The organism is Kitasatospora sp. NPDC056273, from assembly GCF_042268845.1.
Taxonomy (GTDB): Bacteria; Actinomycetota; Actinomycetes; order Streptomycetales; family Streptomycetaceae; genus Kitasatospora.
In genome coordinates, this window is sequence record NZ_JBHJSJ010000020.1 from 56506 (window position 1) to 73911 (window position 17406).

Genomic DNA, 17406 nt, shown 5'->3' on the forward strand with positions numbered 1-17406 from the left:
TGTTCGGGCCGAGGCTGCGGGAAAACATACGAGATTGAGTTTCTAGCGGCAAGGGTGCGCGCTCGACCGGGAGGTACCCTGCGGGAAACATCCGGTCGGACGGTGATCCGGCGACGGCGGTTCGGCGACGGCGGTTCGGAGACGCTCATCCGGTGGTGGGTGATCCGGCGGCGGGCGACCCGGCGACGGTGATCGAGGAGGGGGCGGTGTGACGACCATCGGCAGTGCGACCCCGCTGCTCAGCGCCGTCCTCGCGCCGCTCGCCGACCTCGGGCGCGCCGACGCGGTGGCCCGCCGGATCACCGAGGCGATCGCCCTCGGGCTGGTCGCGGACGGGGACCAACTGCCCAGCGAGAACGACCTCGCCGACCAGCTCGGCGTCGCCAACGGCACCGTCCGCGAGGCCCTCGCCCTGCTCCGCGAGGCCGGGCTGATCGAGACCCGGCGCGGCCGCAACGGCGGCAGCTTCGTCCGCACCCCCGCCGAGGGCTCCCAGCACCTCCAGCTCGCCCGGCTGCGCGACCTCGCCACCGTCGACCTGCGCGACCTCGGCGACGAGGAGCTGGCCGTCTTCGGCACCGCCGCCCGGCTCGCCGCCGAACGCGCCCCGGCCGACCTCGGCCCGAGGCTCACCCGGCTGGTGCACGACCTGCGCGACGCCGCAGGGCCCGCCGAGCGGTGCCGCGCCGACGCCCGCTTCCACATCGAACTCGCCGTCGCCGCCCAGTCGGTGCGGCTCACCCAGCTCGCCGTCCGGCTCCAGGCCGAACTCGGCCCGCTGCTCTGGCTGCCCGCCCCGCACGGGCCGGACCAGGAGCGCTTCGCCGAGCAGCACCGGGAGATCCTGGTCGCGGTGCTGGCCGGCGACGCGGCCGGCGCCCGGGCCGCGGCCGAGGCGCACGCGGTGGCCTGCGTCCACCATCTGGTCCGGCGGCACCTGGAGTTGGCGGACGACGGCTGAGCCGGGGCCGTTGCTCCCGGAACCCGTTGTTCCCGGAGCCGCCCCTCGCCGGAAGTCCGTTGCCGGAAGCCCGTTGCCGGAAGCCCGTTGCCGCCGGAACCCTCCCTCGCCGCCGGAGCCGTCATGACCAGCGCGTCCAGCCCCGCCCTGCCCGTTGCCCGAGCACTCGGCGGGCCCGCCGCCGTCGAGCGCTGCGCCCGACGGGTCGCCGCCGCCGTCGACGCGGTGCTCGCCGAACTGGACGGCCTGCGGGCGGCCGCGGCCGACTGCTGGACCCGGGCGGCCGCCGAGGGGCGCCGGCCCGGGGCCGCCGAACTCGCCGCGGTGCGCGGGGCGGTGGGCGAACTGCTGGCGCGGCCCGGCTCGCGCTGGTTCGGCTGCGGAGCGGTCGTGGCACCCGGCGCGCTCGCTGACGCGGACCTGCACGCGGAGTGGTGGTACCGCGGCGCGCGCGGGGCCGGGGAGCGGCGGCTGCGGCTCGTGCTCGACCCGGCGGACGCCGAGTTCTACGACTACCGGGTGCTGCCCTGGTTCGCCCGGCCCCGGGACGAGGGGCGGGCCGTGGTGGCCGGGCCGCAGGTCGACCTGCTCTGTGCCGACCGGTACGTGCTGTGCTGCGCCCGGCCGGTGGTCGTCCCGGGCGCGGGCTTCGTCGGGGTGGCGGCCGGGGACGTCCCGCTGGCCGCGCTGGAACGGCTGCTGGTGCCGCCGCTGCGGGAGCTGGCCGGCGAGGCCGCGCTGCTCGACGGCGAGGGGCGGGTGCTGGCCGCCACCACCCCGGCCCTGCCGGTGGGTTCGCTGGCGCGCGGGCTGCTCGCGGACCCGGCGGCAGAGCGGGTCGGGGTGCCGTCGGCGGTGGTGGACTGGACGGTGGCGCGCGGCTGACGGGTGACCGGACGGTGCCGGCAAGCCGATATGACCTTCATTTGTGAAGGTATTAGTCGTTCCGCTTCCCGCGGCCGGGCGGTGTGCTGAAGCAGCAGTCGCCGCAGAGACCGGCGCCCGGACCCAGCCGGTAGTAGAGGCAGCAGCTGTTCCGGCGGAACGCCGTACCGCGCGGCCCGGTGCGCAGGGTACCCGACCCGGTCAGCGGCGGACGGTCCAGCAGCTCCGCCACCAACGCCCGTGCGGCGACCGGCGCATGGGCGTCCAGGATCCGCAGCGTCCCGGCCAGCGCGGAGGCGGCGTTGCCGAGCAGCAGGCGGCGGGAGAGCGGGGCGGCCGCCCGTACGGCCGTCGCCAGCGGCTCCAACTGGCCCAGCAGGACGGCCTCGTGCAGCTGGTCGGCGAGCGTCCCGGCGGCCTTCCCGGCGGTCGGAACGGCGGGCGGCCGGACGGGCTCCGGCGGGGTCCACAGGTCGAGCGGGCCCTGGTCCGGGATCCGCACCCAGGCGTGCTCCAGGGTCGGGACCGTCCCCAGCAGGACGGCCGAGCCCAGGCCCACCGACCAGAAGCGGGCGGCCAGTCCCAGGTGCAGGATCGAGGCGGCGACCCGGGGCTCGTCGGTGCCGAGCCGCCGCGCCACCACCCGCAGCCGCGCCGCCAACGGCGCGTCCGGCCCGGTGCCGTACAGCTCGGCCAGCGGCCGGAAGCCCTCGGGCGGACGGTCGGCCGGTGCGGTGTCCAGCGCGAAGTACGGCCCGACGGCGGCGAGTCGGGCGTAGTCCGGCGGCCGAAGGCCGGGTGCGGGGTTCAACGGCCGTCCCCTGTGCGGTCGTTGAACCCCGCACCCGCCCGCGGCGGGGTGGTCGGATGGTCGAGGGGCATCGGGGCCTCCAGGTCTGCGGGTGCTCGGGCGACCATGCGCGTCGCCCCGGTCGGACCCGAGCGGCCCGGGAAGGCCTGGTCGGCCGGGTGTCAGCCGCGCACGGAGAAGTCACCACTGGTCGTGCGGATGAACGGTACCGTGCCCTGGCAGTCCGAGACCGGCTGGCCGAAGACGCCCCAGACCCAGCCCATCCGGTCCCCGCGCCGCCCGTTGTCCTCCACCGAGAGCGCGACCTTCTGGCCGGTCAGCTCCAGGCCCGGGAACCACGGCGCCTCGCTCTTGGTGATCACCCCGGTGGCGATCGCCTCCCGGCCGCCGACGGCCAGGCAGGTGATGTCGCCCTCGAAGTCGGCGACCAGCCGGCCGTCGGTGTGCACGTGACGGACGTGGAAATGGCCCGCGGTGCCGCGCGGATCGGTGTTGGTGGAAGTGCGGGCGTCCACCGAGATCTGCACCGGGTCGCCCTCGAAGCCCTGGAAGGCCGTGGTGAGGACGGTGTTGCCGGTGCCGCGCACGCTCACCGGTCCGAAGCCGCCCGCGGGGTCGGCCGGTTCCGCGGCGGACGCCTGTGCTGCGGACGCCTGTGCGGCGGGGACCGGTGCGACGGTGGTGGTCGGTGCGGCGACGGCGGCCGGTGCGGCGGTGGCGGCCGTCGCGGTCAGCAGGAGGAGCGAGACGGCGGCGGTGGCGAGGCGGCGGTTCATGGGGGTGGGTTCTCCTTCGGGCTCGGTCGTTCCGGTGCCACTCAGCATGCTTCCGCCCGGCCGCGCGGACCTCCCGCTGCGGAGGGGAGTTGACGGTGGGCCGCTCCTCCCCGGGAAGGAACCGGCCTCCCCCGGGAGAGCTGCCCCCTAGGCTCGGTGGGTGCGCACCGAAGCCCGAACCAGCTCCGCCCGACCCCGCTCTGCCCGACCCAGATCCGCCCGACCCCGCTCCGCCCGGATCCGCCGGCCGCTCGCCGCCGTCTCCGCGCTCGCCCTGCTGGCGCCCGTCCTGCTGGCGCAACCGGACGCCCGGGCGGCGGCCGCGCTGCTCGCCCTGACGGCGGCGTTCGCCGCGGTGGTGGCGCTGCTGCCCTGGCCCGCCGGGCGGATCACGCTCGGTGCGGCGGTCGGGGCGGTGGCCGGGGCCTCGCTGCTGGTCGACCTGGTCTACCCGGGGCCGTACCGGCTGCCCGCGTTCTGGCTGCCGTTCGAGTGGCTCGCCCTGCTCGGGCTGCTCTTCCGGGCCGTCCGCGGGCTGTCCGACCGCCGGGTCGGCCCGGTCGGCGGACTGCTCGGGCTCGCGGCGGTGCTGCTGCCGCTGCGGTTCTCCCTGCGGACGCCGCAGGGCGGTGCGGCCTGGTCGGTGGTCGGGGTGCTGCTCTCGCTGCTGCCGCTGCTCGGTGTCGCGGGGGCGGCCCTCTACCTGCGGGTCCTGGACGCCCGACGGGAGCGGGCGGTCGCCCGGGCCCGGCGCGAACAGCGGCTGGAGGTGGCCCGGGGGCTGCACGACTTCGTCGCCCACGAGATCACCGGCATCGTGCTGGAGGCCCAGGCCGGTCAACTCCCGGACCAGGAGCCGGAGGAGACCGCCGTACTGCTGCGGCGCCTGGAGGAGGCCGGGCTGCGGGCGCTGGACTCGATGGACGAGATGGTCGGCGCCCTGCGCGAGCCGGGCGGTGAGGGCTTTCGGGACGGCCGGTCCGATCCGCCGGACCGGGAGGACCGGGCCGACGGGGCGACCACGCGCCGGCTGGGCCTGGCCGACCTCCCCGAACTGGTCACCCGCTTCGGCGCCAGCGGCCGGGCCGGTGCCAGCGGCACCACCGGTGCCCCGCATGCCACCGCCGAGCTGGCGCCCGAGACCGCCGGCCGGCTCTCCGCCGAGGCCGAGGCGACCGCGTACGCCGTCGTCCTGGAGGCCCTCACCAACATCCGTCGGCACGCGCCGCAGGCCACCGAGGTCACCGTCCGGGTGGCCCCCGGCACGGACGGCGCGGTCGAGCTGACCGTCACCGACGACGGCGGCCCGTCCCGCAGGCCGCTGCTGCGCCGCCGCCCCGGCGCCGGCGGCACCGGCCTGGCCGGGCTCACCGCCCGGGCCGCCGCCCACGGGGGCTCGCTGACCGCCGGCCCGGGCATACCCGCGGGCTGGCGGGTCAGCTGCTCCCTGCCGGGTCGCTGAGGCACGCGCCCTGCGGCGTCGGCCGGCGCCGCAAGGCTGCCCCCGCTTCCGGGTGCGTCGCGCTCAGTGGCCCAGGCCGCCGCCCCGGGTGCCGCGCGGGCGGGTCAGGGTGAAGCGGTCGACCGGGACGAGGTCCCCGTACGGCCCGCTGACGGAGTAGTAGGTGACGCCGATCGTGGTCTGCCTGTTGCGCCCGCCCGGGTCGACGTCGAAGGAGGCGAAGCCGTACGGGTTGTCGGCGTCCCGGAAGGCGGACCAGGGGGCGTCCTCGATCACGTACACCGGCGGGCGCTTGCCGGTGGCCGGGTCGACGGCGCCGACGCCGGTGATCACCCGGGCCTTGGCGGGGCTGAAGAAGAGCTGGTTGGACGGGGCCGAGGTGCCGCCGCCGCCGATGACCATGTGGACGGTGCCCTTGGTGGTGTCGATGGTCTCGGTGCCGGTGGAGACCGGGATCGGGGTGCGGGTGTCGGTCGGCTGCTGGCCGCGGATCGGGTGCGAGCGCTCGTAGTGGTGCTCGTGGCCGCAGACCACCAGGTCCACGCCGTACTTGTCGAACAGCGGTACCCAGGCCTCGCGGACGCCGAGGTCGGCGCCGTTGAACTTGTCAGCGGTGGAGATCACCACCTGGTGCATGCAGACCACGATCCAGTCGATCCCCGGGTCCGCGTTGGCCGCGATCAACTCCCGTTCCAGCCAGCGCTGCTGGGCGCCGCCGGAGTAGCCGTGGACGTAGCTGCTGCCGCCGTCCTGGTAGGCCACGTCGTCGTTGTTGAGGCTGATCACCCGCACCGAGCCGGCCGTGAACGAGTACCACAGGCCGCGCGTCTCCGCGTCGGAGCGGGCGTCCGGCAGCTCGAAGTACGCCTGGTAGGCGCCGTAGCCGATCGGGCCGTTGCCCTTCTCGTTCTCGTGGTTGCCGGCCGCGGGCATCCAGGGGCGGTGGCGGGCCGAGCGGGTGTTGTTCTCGAACCAGTCGGACCAGGTGCGGACCCGGTCGGTGGCGATGTTCGCGTAGCAGAGGTCGCCGTTGAGCAGGTGGAACAGCGGGGCGATCCGCTCGACCCCGGCGGTGGTGTCGCCGGCGGCGGGGCTGCCGAGGTTGTCGTTCACGTAGCCGTTGGCGGTCTTCTTGCCGAGGGTCGGGGTGCCCTGGTCGCCGAAGCTGGTGAAGGTGAAGGCGGACCGGCCGCGCGGGGCGGTGCGGACGGTGCCGAGTTCGGGGGTGGTGCCGTCGTGGACGGCGGCGTAGACGTAGTCCGTGTCGGCGCGCAGGCCGGTCAGCCGGGCGTGGTGCGTCTGGACCTCGGTGCCGGACGCGGCGTCCCGGTAGGTGCGGGTCGCGGCCTGGACCGTCCGGCCGAAGCCGCCGTTCGAAGTCCCGTACACCACCCGGGGGTTGCCGACGGACCGGGTGGTGTGCCAGGAGACCACCACCTCGCGGGAGGCGTCCGAGCCGAACTGGAGGTGGAGGCCGGCCACCCGCGGCGCGCCGGAGCGGTCCGGCCGCTGCCAGAGCACCGGGGAGGCGGCGGCGGGGGCGGCCGAGACGCCGGAGAGGGACACGGCACCGCCGAGGCCGACGCCGGTCGCCCCGGCCAGGAGCCCGCGCCTGCTGACGGGGAGACGTCCACTGGAATCGTTCATGGCGGCCAGCCCACCGGACGAAGGTGAACCGCGCCGGGTCCGCCGCGTGAACTTTCCCGTCCGTCACCCGTGCGTCACACTGCTGGGCGTGACGAGGACGAACGGCGACGGCCCGCGGGTGATCCGCACCCTGATCGCGGACGACCAGGAGGCCGTACGGCGCGGTGTGCGGCGGATCCTGACGGCCCAGCCGGACATCGAGGTGGTGGGCGAGGCGGCGGACGGGCTCGCCGCACTGGAGCTGGCGGCCGAACTGCGGCCGGACGTCGCGCTGGTGGACATCCGGATGCCGCGGATGGACGGACTGGAGCTGACCCGGCGGCTGGCCGGGCCGGGGGTGGCGGAGCCGGTGCGGGTCGTGGTGCTGACCACCTTCGACCTGGACGAGTACGTGTACCCGGCCCTGCGGCACGGGGCGTCCGGCTTCCTGCTGAAGCGTTCCGGCCCGTCCCTGCTGGCCGAGGCGGTGCGGGCGGCGGCGGACGGGGAGAGCCTGATCAGCCCGTCGGTCACCGTCCGGCTGCTGCGGCACGTGACGGCGCCGCGCCGCCCGGAGCGGCGGCGGCCCGCGCTTGTGGTGCCGCTGACCGAGCGGGAGGTGGAGATCGCCGGGCACGTCGCGGCGGGCCGCACCAACGCGGACATCGCCGCGGAGCTGTTCATCTCGCCGGGGACGGTGAAGACCCACGTCGCCAGCATCCAGCGCAAGCTCGGGGTGGCGAACCGGGTCGGGATCGCGGTGCACGCCTGGGAGATGGGCTGGGCGGCGCAGGAGCGGTAGCGGCGGTGCCGCGGAGACGGGTGCGCGCCCACGGGGCCGAGGGGATGCTCCGTGGACGCGCGGAACCTACGAGGTGGGGGTGGCCTCCGGACGTGAGTCCTCCGGCCGGTAGTTCGATCGTCGACCGAGGTAGTCATCCAGCGTCGGACCCTGATCCGTCTCGATCCGTCGCCACTGCCTCCTGCGGTCGAACTCCTTCAGCTACCTCGCAGGTCCATCTCCCATCATGCGCCTCCTGCGGGCTGTGCACCAGGGGTGAACGGTATGAATCCAACCAATTTTCGCAACTCGGGCAATCCGGGGTGGATCGGCTGACGGGGCTGGCGGGCGACGAGACCTCCGTCAGGGGCGCGGCCAGCCGTCCACGAAGGTCAGCGTCCGCTGGTACGGCCCGTCGGGCCCGGTGCTGCGGTACTCCTCCGTGCTGCCGCCGGTCCGGACGGTGCGGTCCCCGTCGTGCCGCCGGGCGGTGGGGCGCAGGGTGTGGTCGACGGTGGAGCGCTCGGTGACGTGGCCGCCGGTCGCCGCGGTGGCCTCGCGGTGGTAGCCGAGCTCCATGGCGGTGGTCTGGTCGGTGTTCCCGGCCGCGTCGCGGCTCACCCGGTAGCTGACGTCCAGCGGTTCGCCCTCGTGCACGGTGGTGGTGCGGTGCGGGCCGCCACCCCAGGTCGCGGTGGTGCGGGTGAGGTCGGTGCCGTTGTGCAGCGTCACGTCGTTGCCGCCGTCGCGCAGCCGCTGGGCGGAGCGGAACGCGAGCTCGTCGCGGACCTCGGTGGTGATCCGGCCGTGCGAGGTCTGCACCCAGCCCCGGGCGAGGTCGTCGCGGGCGGCGGTGACCGTCCAGTCGCCGCTGCCGCCGCCGTGGTCGGCGAGGTCGGTGGCGACGGTGGCCTCCGGGGCGACCCGGTGGTCGGTGAGCTGTCCGGTGGTGCGAGCGGCGCCGTGGTCGGTCTCGGCGAAGAGGTTGACCTGGCCGGTCCAGACGTCGTTGCTCTGCGCCTCGGCGGTGTTCACGGTGACGCCCACGCTGTGCGGCCGGCCGTCCAGCAGCAGTCCGACGTACGGGGTGAGGTCGAGCCGGTAGGCGGGCAGGTCGAAGGCGAAGACGCCGGGCACGGGCCGCCAGAGCAGCGGGTCCCAGCCGCCGGTGTAGATCACCGGGTACGGCCAGACCGCGCCGGCCACCCGGCCGTCCACGGTGAGCCGCAGTTCGCGGAACGGGCCCTTGCCGCAGATGCCGCTGCCGGGGTTGGCGGCGGCGAAGGCGTCCGGTGCGGAGGCGTAGGCGAACTCCTCGCAGGCGCCGCCGCCCCGGGCGTAGACCTCGGCGGTGAGGCGTTCGAGGTTCTGCGGGAAGACGAGGTCGCGCCCGGCGGCGGGGGCGGCCTGGGTGAGCCCGAACGGGCCGGTGGTGAGCAGCCGGTCGGCGGAGCGGGCGGCCGGCCAGTGCGTGTCCGCGGTGTAGAAGGTCAGCTTCGCGCTGATCGTGAAGACGCCGGTGTAGGTGGCGTCGGTGACGTTGGCGAGGTCGAAGGAGAACTCCTGCGGGCCGCCCGCGAAGAGCGGGGCGTAGCGGGTGACGTCGCGCTCGACGTTCCAGGCGATGCCGTCCTTGGACGGCTCCGGGGTGGAGGAGAGCAGCACCTGGACGCCGCCGACGCGGACGCTGAAGATCCGGTCGAACTGCCGCCCGGCGACCTGCCCGTGGAGGTCCATGACCACCGCGGACCAGGGGCCGGCGCAGTCGGCGGGCGGGGCGAGGGTGGCGTTGTACGGGGTGTCCGGCGGGTTGCCGTACCCGTTGCGGAACTCGCGCTCGTGCATCACCTCGACGGTGCAGGAGCGGGTGTCGGGGCGGGTGAGCGGCTTGGTGGCGGTGACCGGGTCGTGGTAGTCGGTGCCGAAGTCGGCGTGGGCCGGGGCGGCGGCGGTGAGGGTGCCGGCCAGGGTGAGGACGGCGGCGCCGATCAGACCGGCGGTGCGGCGGAGCAACGGGCGCAGGGCCAAGGCGGGTTCCCTGGGTCGGGCGGCCCGCGGGCGGGTGCCGCGGGCCGGTCGGATGATCCGGGAATCCTTTCGGGGGTGGCATGCCAGCGTCAAGGATTCGCGCCGACCGGATCCGGGCCGGCGGGTGGGTCGGGTCGGGTCGGGTCGGTCGGGGAGTGGGTCGGGTCGCGCCGGTCATGGAGTGGGTCGGGTCGGGTCGGTCACGGAGTGCGTCGGGTCAACGGTCCTCCAACTCCGCGGCCTCCTGGCGGATCAGGTCCCGCAGCGAGGCCAGCCGGGGCCGCCGGTCGTCCGTCCGCCACTGCATCTCCAGCGGCAGCGCGGCCCGCCCCTCCAGTCGTACGGTGGCCACGTCCTCGGTGAGGTGGCCGGTCATCGAGCCGGGCACCAGCGAGAAGGCGCGGTTGCGGGCGAGCAGGTAGAGCCGGGAGCCGACGATCCGGGGCGGGCTGACCAGCACCGGCGGGTCCACGCCGTGCTCCGCGCAGAGGCCGAGCACGTGGTCGTAGTAGCGGGGGTGCTGCTCGCGCGGCCACAACAGCAGGGGCAGGTCGCGCAGTTCGGCCAGGCGCAGGCTGCTCCGGCGGGCCAGTGGGTGGTCCCGGCCGAGCGCGACCAGCACTGGTTCGTCGGCGATCCGCTCCAGCCGGTAGCCGTCCACCTCGTCCAGGAAGCGGCCGAGCCCGATGTCGGCCAGCTCGGCGGCCAGGGTGGCGGAGACCTGCCCGGTGTCCACGGCCAGTTCGGCGGTGTCGAGCGCGGGCAGCTCCTGCTCGGCCCGGCTGACCACGGCGGGCAGCAGGCGGTTCACCACGCTCGGCGAGGCGACGATCCGGGCGGTGCCCAGCCGGGACTCCTCGTGCAGCCGCACCCGGGTCAGCAGCGTCTCGGCCTGCCAGAGCAGCAGAGTGCTCTCGGCGGCCATCACCTCGCCGGCCTCGGTCAGCGCGACCGAGCGGCGGCTGCGGTCGAACAGCTCGACGCCGACGGTCCGCTCCAGCCGGGCGACTTCCTGACTGACCGTCGGCTGCGAGATGTGCAGCCGCTCGGCGGCCCGCCCGAAGTGCAGCGTCTCGGCGACGGTCAGGAAGACCTGGAGCTGGCGCAAGGTGAAACCCATGGGTGGCAGGGTAGACGAACCAATAGGTGATGGCCTATCAGAAACCTCAGTACTCATTCTGGATTCCGATGTGAACCGTCCATACGCTGAGCAGCACGTTGCCCCACCGCAGCGGCAGCCTCACAGAGAGTTCGCATCATGACCGGACTTCTTCCCCCCGCCGCTCCCGCCGTCCAGGTCTCCGAGGAGGTCGCCCGGGCGCTCGCCGACGGCCGGCCGGTGGTCGCCCTGGAGTCGACCATCTTCACCCACGGCCTGCCGCGGCCGCGCAACCTGGCCGTCGCGCTGGAGGCGGAGCGGCAGCTGCGGGCGGCGGGCGTCGTGCCCGCCACGATCGGGGTGCACGCCGGGGTGCCCACGGTCGGGCTGAGCACCGGACAGATCACCGAACTGTCCGCCGCCGACGGCCTGGACAAGGTGAGCCTGCGCGACCTCCCGGTGGTCGCCGCGCTCGGCCGGCACGGCGGCACCACCGTCGCCGCCACCGCCTTCCTCGCCCACCGCGCCGGCATCCGGGTCTTCTCCACCGGCGGCCTCGGCGGCGTGCACTTCGGCGCCTCGGAGAGCTTCGACGAGTCGGCCGACCTGACCGCCCTGGCCGCCACCCCGGTCACCGTGGTCAGCGCGGGCGTGAAGTCCATCCTCGACATCCGGGCCACCCTGGAACGCTTCGAGACGTACAACATCCCGGTCATCGGCTACCGCACCCGCAGGTACCCCGGCTTCTACGTCACCGACTCCGGCCACGAGATCAACTTCAGCGTGGAGTCGCCCGAGCAGGCCGCCGGGGTGATCGAGGCCCGCGACCGGCTCGGCCTGCCGCAGGCCGTCCTGATCGCCAACCCGGTCGACCCGGCCAAGCAGCTGCCGCCGGAGGAACTGGACGGCATCCTGGCCCGCGCCTGGGCCGAGGCCGAGCGGCAGGGCGTCACCGGGAACGCCGCCACGCCGTTCCTGCTCGACTTCATCCAGCGGGACACCGGCGGGCGCAGCCTGGACGTCAACGTCGAGGTGTACCGGGGCAACGTCCGGCTCGGCGGGGAGATCGCGACGGCGCTGGCCGGTGGTGCCTCCGGTGCCTCCGGTGCTGCTGCGGCGGGTGCTGCGGCCTCGGCGGGCGCCGTCGAGACCGGGGCCTGAGCCGTGCTGGGGGTGCTCGGGGACCTCGTCGAGGACATCGTGGTCTGGGCCGACGGCCCGCTGCGGCACGGCACCGACTCCGGCGCCCGGGTCTTTCGGCGGCGCGGCGGCAGCGCGGCCAACGTCGCCTGCTTCGCCGCCGGGCAGTACCCGGCCCGCTTCCTCGGCTGCGTCGGCGAGGACGCGGTCGGGGACGGCGTCGTCGCCGAACTGACCGGCCACGGCGTCGACGTACGGGTCTCCCGGCGCGGCCGGACCGGCAGCGTCGTGGTGCTGATCGACCAGGGCGGCGAGCGGACCATGCTGCCCGACCGGGGCGCCGCCACGCTGCTGGAGCGGGTCCCGGACGCCTGGCTGGCCGGACTGACCCACCTGCACGTGCCGGCCTACTCCTTCGACGGCGAGCCGGTCGGCGGTACGGCGGTGGACGCGCTCGCCCGGGTCCGGCGGGCGGGCGGCACCACCTCGGTGGACGCCTCCTCGACCGGCATGCTGGAGCGCTTCGGCCGGGAGCGCTTCCTGGTCCTGCTGGCCGGGCTGGCGCCGACCTTCGTGTTCGCCAACCGCTCCGAGTCGGCGTTCCTCGGACTGCTGGTCGGCGGCCTGCCGGGGCCGGAGCGGGCCCGGCTGGCGGCCACCACGGTGGTCACCAAGGCGGGCGCCGAGGCGACCGCCGTCGACGTCCCGGGCGAGCCGCTGGTCATGGTGCCGGTGCCGCCGGTGGCGGAGGTGCGCGACCTCACCGGGGCCGGGGACGCCTTCGCGGCGGGGTTCCTGGCCGGCTTCCTGGACACCGGGGACCTCGGGCGCGCGGCCGGCCTCGGGCACCGCAGCGCGGCCCGGGTGCTGGCCTCGCCCGGGGCCTCCTTCGGCGGGGAGTGACGGTTCGGCGGGTGCCCTTCGGCGGGCCCGTCGGCGGCGGGCCTGCCCGGGGTTACCTGGGCACCGCGTCCTTGCGGAGGAAGTGCTTCAGCTTCTGCCAGGTCCAGGTGTTGACCACGTCCTCGGCGGTGAGCCAGCCGCGCTGCGCCGTGCCGATGCCGTAGCGCGGGTAGCCGAGCTGGCCGGTGGCGTGCGCGTCGCTGTCGATCGCGAACCGCACGCCGTGCCGCCTCGCCCGCAGGACGTCCTCGTCGCGCAGGTCGAGCCGCTGCGGGGAGCTGTTGATCTCGATCGCGGTGCCGGTGCGCGCGGCGGCCTCGAACACCGCGTCCAGGTCGACGTCGATCGGTCCGCGCCGGCCGATCCGGCGGGTGGTGAGGTGTCCGATGACGTGCACGTACGGGTTCTCGCAGGCGCGGATCAGCCGACGGGTCTGGGCGGCCCGGTCCAGGGCGAAGTGCGAGTGCACGGAGGCCACGCAGACGTCGAAGCCGGCCAGGAACTCCGGTGGCCAGTCCACCCCGCCGTCCGGGCCGATGTTCAGCTCGGTGCCGTGCAGCAGGCGCAACTTCTTGTGCCGGTCGGCGAGTTGCCGCAGCTGCTCGCGCTGGGCGAGCATCTTCTCGTCCGTCATCCGCTGCATCACCAGGTCCGGGGCGTGGTCGGTGACGGCGAAGTAGGAGTAGCCGCGGGCGGCGGCGGTGTCGACCATCTCCTCCAGGGTGGCGAGCCCGTCGGTCAGGTCGGTGTGGGTGTGCAGGTCGCCGCGCAGGTCGGACTCCTGGACCAGGTCCGGGAGTCCACCTTCCAGCGCGGCCTCGATCTCGCCCCGGTCCTCGCGCAGCGGCGGCGGGATCCACGGCAGGCCGAGCGCCGCGTAGACCTCCTCCTCGGTCTCCGAGACCACCTTGGCGCCGCCGTCCACCTCGAACAGCCCGTACTCGGAGAGCTTCAGCCCGGCCCGGACGGCCATCGTGCGCAGCCGGATGTTGTGCGCCTTCGAGCCGGTGAAGTAGACCAGCGCCGCTCCCCAGTCCTCCTCCGGGAGGACCCGCAGGTCCACCTGTACGCCCTGGGTGGTACGGACCGAGGTCTTGGTGCCGCCGCTGCCGATCACCTCGGCGACGTAGGGGAGTTCGGTGAGCGCGGCCATCAGCGGGGCGGAGTCCGCCGCGGCCGCGAGCACGTCGATGTCGCCCACCGTCTCGCGCATCCGGCGCAGCGAGCCCGCGTACGCGCAGCGGGTGCAGCCGGGGACGGCGGAGAGCGCGCCGACCAGCTGCTCGGCCAGCTCGGTGGCGGTGTCCAGCAGGGTGCGGCCGCCGGACTGCCGCATCAGCTCGATGCCGTGCAGGATCCGCTCGCCGCTGCGCTCGCCGAAGCCGGGCAGGTCGGCGAGCCGCTCGGCCCGGGCGGCCGCGGCGAGTTCGTCCACCGAGGCGATCCCGAGGTCGCGGTAGAGGGCCAGGGCGCGCTTGGGCCCGACCCCGGGGACGGCCGTCATCTCCCGTACGCCGGACGGGACCTCGGCGCGCAGCGCCTCCAGGGCGGGGATGGTCCCGGTGGCGAGGTACCCGGCGATCTTCTCGGCGGTGGACCTGCCGACGCCGGGGATCTGCTGCAGGCCCTTGACGTCCAGGCCGGCCAGGTCCTCGGGGTGGCCGCCGACCGCGCGGGCGGCCTTCTCGTAGGCGCGGGCCCGGAAGGCGTCCCCGCCGGTGATGTTGATCAGGTCGGCGTACTCCTGGAGCAGCTCCCTGACCTGGTCGTTGAGCCGGGGCATGGGGCAAGTCTAGGGTCGGTGGGGCGGGGGCGCCGGGTGTACTTCCTCGTGTACTCCGTCAGTCGTACGCGACGGTCAGCAGCAGGACCATGGTCAGCCCGCCGCCGGGGGTGGGCTCCACCGCGAGCCGGCCGCCCGCGGCCACCACCAGGCGGTGCAGGGCGGGCCCGACCGGGCCGTCCGCCCGCACGCCCGCGATCAGCCGCTCGCGTGCCTCGGGCGGCTCGTAGGCGCCCCGGTCGGAGACCCGGACCTCCACCCGGGCGCGGGTCGCCGCCGTCCGTCCGGGCGCCCGCAGCGCGGACGCGCCGCCCGCCACGTCGGCCCGGACCAGAACCCGGCCGCCCAGCGGGCTGCGCCGGATCGCGTGGTCGACCAGCCCGGCGAGGACGGCCTCCAGCCGGCGGGCGTCCCCGGCCACCACCGGGAGCCCGGGGGCCACCCGGACCGTGACGGCCGCCGCCCGCCCGCCGCCGCGCACCACCCGGCGGACCACGTCGGCCACCTGGACGTGCCGGGCCATCGGTTCGCAGCCGGCCTGCCGGCCGGTCCACCGCAGCCGCTCCAGCTCGGTGCGGTCGAGCGCCCTGGGCGCGGCCATCGCGCCGGGCGAGTACGGGCCGGGGCCCTCCTCGGCCCCGGCCGGCGCCGCCGCGCCCACGCGCCCGGACCCGCCCCGGCGCCCGGTGCCGACCGCGCCGACGGTGCCGCCGAGCGCGCCGAGCGCCTTGGCTCCCGTCGCGACGTAGCCCCAGAGCCTCCCGCGTGCCATCGCCCTGCCCCTCGTGCTCCCCGGCGGCCGTCATCGAATCCGCGGCCGACCGGGGTGGGCCGGCTTCCGGGCCCTTCCTGCCAGCGTGCGCCTCGGCCGCCCGGGTGACAATCCCGCTCCGGGTCGCGGTCCGCTCCGGGGCCCCCGCCGAGCGGCCGGCCGGGCACCCGCCGACCGGCGGGGCCCGGAGGCGTGGCCTACTGCGGATCGAGTAACCGCAAGGACTTCTTCGCAAAAGGTCTTTCGCAAAAAACCCTTTGCAAAGAACTCTTTGGGGTTCTAGTCTCCTGCCATGACCGAAGAACGCGGCTGGAAGCACAGCGACGACCCGCACATCGCCATCACCGCCAAGAACATGCGGGCGATGGCGCATCCCGTGCGGATGCAGTTGGTCGGGCTCCTGCGCAAGCACGGCCCGTCCACGGCGACGAGGCTCGCCGAGCAGCTGGGGCTCAACTCCGGAGCCACCAGCTACCACCTGCGCCAGCTCGCCGCCGCGGGCTTCGTCGAGGAGGACGAGGAGCGCGGCAACGCCCGCGAGCGGTGGTGGCGTTCGGCCCACCCGCTCACCGTCTGGACGGTGGACGACATGGCGGACGACGAGCTCGACACGGCCGCCGGCTTCCTGCGGTCCGTCCTGGCCGCGCACACCCAGACCGCCCAGCGCACGCTGGACGCCTTCGAGACCATGCCGCGCGAGTGGCGCCGGGTGACGGACCTCAGTGACCGGGTCCTGCAGCTCACGCCCGCCGAGGCCGAGCGGTTGTCCGGCGAGCTGTTCGAGGTGGTCCGGCGCTACCGGCAGATCGACCACGGCGGGCCCGCGCCGGAGGGCACCGAGCAGGTGGCCGTCGTCGTCCACCTCCTGCCGGACGCGACCGCCACCGCCACCGCAAGCGAGGGGGAGACCGCATGACCACCGGCACCGCCGCCACCGCTGCTACCGCCACCGACGCGCCGGGGCGCAGCTTCCGCCCGCTGGCCGGGGTGCTGACGGCCATGGCCGTCTCCGTGACGGGCACGCGCGTCTCGGCCATCGCCCTGCCCTGGTTCGTCCTGGCCACCACGGGCAGCGCCACCATGACGGGCCTCGTCGCGTTCGCCGAGATGGCGCCGTACGTGGCGGTCAAGGCGCTGACGGGCCCGTTAGTCGACCGGCTCGGGCCGCGCGTGGTGTCCTGGACGACGGACGCGGTCAGCGCCGTCGCGGCCGGGCTGGTCCCGCTGCTGCACGCGCAGGGGCTGCTCCCGTTCTGGGTGCTGCTGGTGATGGTCGCGGTGATCGGGGCGATGCGCGGCCCGGGGGACTTGGCCAAGTCCGTCATGGTCCCGGAGGCGGCCGACCACGCCCGGGTGCCGATGGAGCGCGCCACCGGGCTGTCGGGTGTCACCGAGCGGCTGGCCTCCACCATCGGGCCGGCGGTCGGCGGCGGGCTGGTCGCCCTGATGGGCCCGCTGGCCGGGCTGGCGATCAACGCGGTCACCTTCGCGCTCGGCTCGCTGATCATCGCGGTCGCGCTCCCGCGCGGCATGGGGCGCCCGGCGGTGCCCGCCACGGCCGCGGATCCGGCCGTTGCCGCGTCCGCCGATCCGTCCGCCGATCCGGCCGTTGACGCGTCCGGGGAGGAGCAGCCCGCGGGCTACTGGCGGATGTTCCGCGAGGGCTTCACGTTCCTGCGCTCGGAGCCGCTGCTGCTCACCGTGATCGTGATGATCGGCATCACCAACCTGATCGATGCCGGGTTCATCACCGTCCTCGTCCCGGTCTGGGCGCGGGAGTCCGGCAACGGACCGGCCGCCATCGGCCTGCTGGCCGCCTCCATGGGTGCCACCGCGGTCGTCGGCAGCCTGATAGCGGCGGCCGTCGCCTCCCGGCTGCCCCGCCGGACGGTCTTCTTCACCGGCTTCCTGCTGTGCGGCGCACCGCGCTTCCTGGTGCTCGCCCTCGGCGCGCCGATGTGGCTGGTGATCACGGTCTTCGCGATCGGCGGCTTCGGCTCCGGCTTCCTCAACCCGATCCTCGGCGCGGTGCTCTTCGAGCGGGTGCCCCGCCACCTGCTGGGCCGCGTCCACGCCCTCGGCGACTCCCTCGCCTGGGCCGGCATCCCGCTCGGCGGCCTGGTCGCCGGTGCGGCGGTCGCCACGGTCGGCCTCATACCCAGCCTGATCGCGGCCGGCGCCCTGTACTTCGCGACCACCACACTGGCCGGGCTGCGCCCCGAGTGGCGGGAGATGGACCGCCTCCGTGGCCGCTCGGGCCGAGCGGACAGCGTGGCCGGCGCGAGCGGTGTGGGCGACGCGGGCGACGCGGGCGACGCGGCCGACGCGGCCGACGCGGCCGTCGAGCCGGAACCGGCGCGCAGCGCGTAAGCCGCCCCC

At 75.3% G+C, this 17406-nt stretch carries 15 protein-coding genes; 8 read left to right on the forward strand and 7 right to left on the reverse strand.

Annotation, left to right across the window (positions count from 1 at the left end; all coding sequences use genetic code 11):
• The first annotated feature begins 208 nt into the window (after positions 1-208).
• Both ACFCY1_RS19695 and ACFCY1_RS19700 read left to right on the forward strand, forming a co-directional pair.
• Positions 209-961 (forward strand): FadR/GntR family transcriptional regulator, encoded by a 753-nt coding sequence (locus tag ACFCY1_RS19695; RefSeq protein WP_234348498.1) that lies wholly within the window; start codon positions 209-211, stop codon positions 959-961.
• Positions 962-1084: 123 nt separating this feature from the next.
• Positions 1085-1846, forward strand: coding sequence for a cache domain-containing protein (locus tag ACFCY1_RS19700; protein WP_375875385.1), 762 nt, complete (start codon positions 1085-1087; stop codon positions 1844-1846).
• A 52-nt stretch (positions 1847-1898) separates the two neighbouring features.
• Here the strand turns inward: ACFCY1_RS19700 and ACFCY1_RS19705 are convergent, their stop codons facing one another.
• On the reverse strand, positions 1899-2657 hold the full coding sequence (locus tag ACFCY1_RS19705) for a (2Fe-2S)-binding protein (protein WP_375875387.1): 759 nt from the start codon (positions 2655-2657) through the stop codon (positions 1899-1901).
• Positions 2658-2818: 161 nt separating this feature from the next.
• Entirely contained in the window at positions 2819-3433 is a 615-nt protein-coding gene (locus tag ACFCY1_RS19710; protein ID WP_375875388.1) for a hypothetical protein, read from the reverse strand.
• Positions 3434-3593: 160 nt separating this feature from the next.
• Here ACFCY1_RS19710 and ACFCY1_RS19715 point away from each other — a divergent pair, with 160 nt between their 5' ends.
• Positions 3594-4895, forward strand: coding sequence for a sensor histidine kinase (locus ACFCY1_RS19715; RefSeq protein ID WP_375875389.1), 1302 nt, complete (start codon positions 3594-3596; stop codon positions 4893-4895).
• A 63-nt stretch (positions 4896-4958) separates the two neighbouring features.
• On the opposite strand, the gene ACFCY1_RS19720 is transcribed toward ACFCY1_RS19715, so the two are convergent.
• Positions 4959-6542 (reverse strand): purple acid phosphatase family protein, encoded by a 1584-nt coding sequence (locus tag ACFCY1_RS19720; protein ID WP_375875390.1) that lies wholly within the window; start codon positions 6540-6542, stop codon positions 4959-4961.
• 88 nt (positions 6543-6630) lie between these two features.
• Between ACFCY1_RS19720 and ACFCY1_RS19725 the strand changes: the two genes are divergently transcribed.
• Positions 6631-7323: a response regulator transcription factor gene (locus tag ACFCY1_RS19725; RefSeq protein WP_304414272.1), complete on the forward strand. Its 693-nt coding sequence runs from the start codon at positions 6631-6633 to the stop codon at positions 7321-7323.
• A gap of 342 nt (positions 7324-7665) precedes the next feature.
• On the opposite strand, the gene ACFCY1_RS19730 is transcribed toward ACFCY1_RS19725, so the two are convergent.
• Together ACFCY1_RS19730 and ACFCY1_RS19735 are read right to left on the reverse strand one after the other, a co-directional pair.
• The gene (locus ACFCY1_RS19730; RefSeq protein ID WP_375875391.1) at positions 7666-9330 is read right to left on the reverse strand and encodes a peptide-N4-asparagine amidase; all 1665 of its coding nucleotides are present in this window, start codon (positions 9328-9330) and stop codon (positions 7666-7668) included.
• A gap of 217 nt (positions 9331-9547) precedes the next feature.
• A complete protein-coding gene (locus tag ACFCY1_RS19735) occupies positions 9548-10450 on the reverse strand; it encodes a LysR family transcriptional regulator (RefSeq protein WP_375875392.1) in 903 nt (300 codons plus the stop codon).
• Positions 10451-10588: 138 nt separating this feature from the next.
• Here ACFCY1_RS19735 and ACFCY1_RS19740 point away from each other — a divergent pair, with 138 nt between their 5' ends.
• Together ACFCY1_RS19740 and ACFCY1_RS19745 are read left to right on the forward strand one after the other, a co-directional pair.
• Positions 10589-11590 carry a pseudouridine-5'-phosphate glycosidase gene (locus ACFCY1_RS19740; RefSeq protein WP_063780274.1) on the forward strand — a complete coding sequence of 334 codons (1002 nt, stop codon included), beginning with the start codon at positions 10589-10591 and terminating at the stop codon, positions 11588-11590.
• A 3-nt stretch (positions 11591-11593) separates the two neighbouring features.
• Positions 11594-12472, forward strand: coding sequence for a carbohydrate kinase family protein (locus ACFCY1_RS19745; protein WP_375875393.1), 879 nt, complete (start codon positions 11594-11596; stop codon positions 12470-12472).
• A 52-nt stretch (positions 12473-12524) separates the two neighbouring features.
• Here ACFCY1_RS19745 and polX read toward each other — a convergent pair whose 3' ends face one another.
• Together polX and ACFCY1_RS19755 are read right to left on the reverse strand one after the other, a co-directional pair.
• Positions 12525-14255: a DNA polymerase/3'-5' exonuclease PolX gene (polX, locus tag ACFCY1_RS19750; protein WP_375875394.1), complete on the reverse strand. Its 1731-nt coding sequence runs from the start codon at positions 14253-14255 to the stop codon at positions 12525-12527.
• A gap of 58 nt (positions 14256-14313) precedes the next feature.
• On the reverse strand, positions 14314-15027 hold the full coding sequence (locus ACFCY1_RS19755; protein WP_117492352.1) for a sensor histidine kinase KdpD: 714 nt from the start codon (positions 15025-15027) through the stop codon (positions 14314-14316).
• A 292-nt stretch (positions 15028-15319) separates the two neighbouring features.
• Here ACFCY1_RS19755 and ACFCY1_RS19760 point away from each other — a divergent pair, with 292 nt between their 5' ends.
• Complete coding sequence (locus tag ACFCY1_RS19760; protein ID WP_074004491.1) at positions 15320-15943, forward strand: transcriptional regulator; 624 nt, start codon at positions 15320-15322, stop codon at positions 15941-15943.
• Positions 15940-17397 (forward strand): MFS transporter, encoded by a 1458-nt coding sequence (locus ACFCY1_RS19765; RefSeq protein ID WP_375875395.1) that lies wholly within the window; start codon positions 15940-15942, stop codon positions 17395-17397. The genes ACFCY1_RS19760 and ACFCY1_RS19765 overlap by 4 nt, the downstream gene beginning before the upstream one ends.
• The last annotated feature ends 9 nt before the right edge of the window (positions 17398-17406 follow it).

Excerpts from the sequence above, each read along its gene's own strand:
- ACFCY1_RS19700 (WP_375875385.1), top strand. The coding sequence starts at position 1,085 with ATGACCAGCGCGTCCAGCCCCGCCCTGCCCGTTGCCCGAGCACTCGGC.
- ACFCY1_RS19710 (WP_375875388.1), bottom strand. The coding sequence starts at position 3,433 with ATGAACCGCCGCCTCGCCACCGCCGCCGTCTCGCTCCTCCTGCTGACC.
- ACFCY1_RS19720 (WP_375875390.1), bottom strand. The coding sequence starts at position 6,542 with ATGAACGATTCCAGTGGACGTCTCCCCGTCAGCAGGCGCGGGCTCCTG.
- ACFCY1_RS19735 (WP_375875392.1), bottom strand. The coding sequence starts at position 10,450 with ATGGGTTTCACCTTGCGCCAGCTCCAGGTCTTCCTGACCGTCGCCGAG.
- ACFCY1_RS19740 (WP_063780274.1), top strand. The coding sequence starts at position 10,589 with ATGACCGGACTTCTTCCCCCCGCCGCTCCCGCCGTCCAGGTCTCCGAG.
- polX (WP_375875394.1), bottom strand. The coding sequence starts at position 14,255 with ATGCCCCGGCTCAACGACCAGGTCAGGGAGCTGCTCCAGGAGTACGCC.
- ACFCY1_RS19755 (WP_117492352.1), bottom strand. The coding sequence starts at position 15,027 with ATGGCACGCGGGAGGCTCTGGGGCTACGTCGCGACGGGAGCCAAGGCG.
- ACFCY1_RS19760 (WP_074004491.1), top strand. The coding sequence starts at position 15,320 with ATGACCGAAGAACGCGGCTGGAAGCACAGCGACGACCCGCACATCGCC.
- ACFCY1_RS19765 (WP_375875395.1), top strand. The coding sequence starts at position 15,940 with ATGACCACCGGCACCGCCGCCACCGCTGCTACCGCCACCGACGCGCCG.